The sequence below is a fragment of the Roseateles sp. P5_B10 genome, from assembly GCF_056400485.1.
Window position 1 is genome coordinate 1 of the sequence record NZ_JBFULE010000880.1, and the last position, 2,083, is coordinate 2,083.

A 2,083-nucleotide genomic window follows, 5' to 3' on the forward strand; every position below is an offset into this window, starting at 1 on the left:
TTTCGGTCAAGAACAAGGCGTCGGACCTGCACCTTTCGGCCGGCCTGCCGCCGATGATCCGGGTGCATGGCGACGTGCGCCGCATCAATGTCGAGGCCCTGGACCACCGCGCGGTCCACGACATGGTGTACGACATCATGAACGACTCCCAGCGCAAGATGTACGAGGAGACGCTGGAAGTCGACTTCTCCTTCGAGATCCAGGGCTTGGCGCGCTTTCGCGTCAACGCCTTCAACCAGAACCGTGGCGCGGGCGCCGTATTCCGGACCATTCCAAGCAAGATCCTCAGCCTGGAGCAGCTCAACGCGCCCAAGGTCTTCGCCGAACTGGCGCTCAAGCCGCGCGGCATGGTGCTGGTGACCGGCCCGACCGGCTCGGGCAAGAGCACGACGCTGGCCGCCATGGTCAACCACCTCAACGAGAACGAGTACGGCCACATCCTCACCATCGAGGATCCGATCGAGTTCGTGCACGAATCCAAGAAGAGCCTGATCAACCAGCGCGAGGTCGGCCCGCACACGCACTCGTTCGCGAACGCGCTGCGCTCGGCGCTGCGCGAAGACCCGGACTGCGTGCTGGTGGGCGAAATGCGCGACCTGGAAACCATCCGGCTGGCGCTGACTGCCGCGGAAACGGGCCACCTGGTGTTCGGCACGCTGCACACCTCGTCGGCCGCCAAGACGGTGGACCGCATCGTCGACGTCTTCCCCGCGGCCGAGAAGGAGATGGTGCGGGCGATGGTCTCCGAATCGCTGGTGGCCGTCATCTCGCAGAGCCTGTGCAAGCTGAAGGACGGCACCGGCCGCGTCGCGTCGCACGAGATCATGCTGGGCACCTCGGCCATCCGCAACCTGATCCGCGAGAACAAGGTGGCGCAGATGTACTCGTCCATCCAGACGGGCAACTCGCAGGGCATGCAGACGCTGGACCAGAACCTGACCGACCTCGTCCGCCGCAACATCATTTCTCCCGCCGAAGCTCGCTCGAAAGCGAAGTTTCCGGAAAATTTCCCGGGCTAGTCCCGGGGAATTTGACGTCACTCATGTGGCTTGCCACGTGAGTGACGGCAAAACGCCGCAAACATAGAAAGCCATTCATGGAACGCGATCAGGCCTCCAAGTTCATCAACGACCTGCTGCGGCTGATGCTGTCGCGCAAGGGCTCCGACCTCTTCCTGACGGCAGAGTTCCCGCCGGCCATCAAGGTGGACGGCAAGCTGACCAAGGTCTCGCCCCAGCCCTTGACCGGCCAGCACACGCTGCAGCTGGCGCGGGCCATCATGAACGACAAGCAGGCGGCCGAGTTCGAGCGCACCAAGGAGTGCAACTTCGCGATCTCGCCGCATGGCGTCGGGCGCTTTCGCGTGAACGCCTTCCTGCAGCAGGGCCAGGTCGGCCTGGTGCTGCGGACGATTCCGTCGACGCTGCCCACCATCCAGTCGCTGGATCTGCCGGTCATCCTGCGCGAGGTGGTGCAGCACAAGCGCGGCCTGGTCATCGTCGTCGGCGCCACCGGCTCGGGCAAGAGCACGTCGCTGGCCGCGATGATCGACGAGCGCAACGAGACGACCTACGGCCACATCGTCACCATCGAGGACCCGATCGAGTTCGTGCATCCGCACAAGAACTGCATCGTTTCGCAGCGCGAGCTGGGCCTGGACACCGACAGCTGGGAGGCCGCGCTGAAGAACTCGCTGCGCCAGGCGCCCGACGTCATCCTGATGGGCGAGCTGCGTGACCGCGAGACCATGGAGCACGCGGTGGCCTTTGCCGAGACCGGCCACCTGTGCATGGCGACGCTGCACGCCAACAGCGCCAACCAGGCGCTGGACCGCATCATCAACTTCTTCCCCGAGGACCGCCGCCAGCAGCTGCTGATGGACCTGTCGCTGAACCTGCGCGCGCTGATCAGCCAGCGCCTGCTGCCGCGCCGCGAAGGCAAGGGCCGTGTCGCCGCGGTCGAGATACTGCTGAATTCGCCGCTGATCTCAGACCTGATCTTCAAGGGCGAGATCACCGAGATCAAGGAGCTGATGAAGCGCTCCCGCGAGCAGGGTATGCAGACCTTCGACCAGTCCCTCTTC

General features: G+C 64.6%; 2 protein-coding genes. Both read left to right on the forward strand.

The genetic code is table 11. From position 1 onward, the window contains the following. On the forward strand, positions 1–1,019 hold a 1,019-nt coding region (locus AC1DU6_RS28800), incomplete at its 5' end, for a type IV pilus twitching motility protein PilT (protein ID WP_477861331.1). 77 nt (positions 1,020–1,096) lie between these two features. Next, a partial coding sequence (locus AC1DU6_RS28805) for a PilT/PilU family type 4a pilus ATPase (RefSeq protein ID WP_477861333.1) occupies positions 1,097–2,083 on the forward strand: 987 nt, incomplete at its 3' end.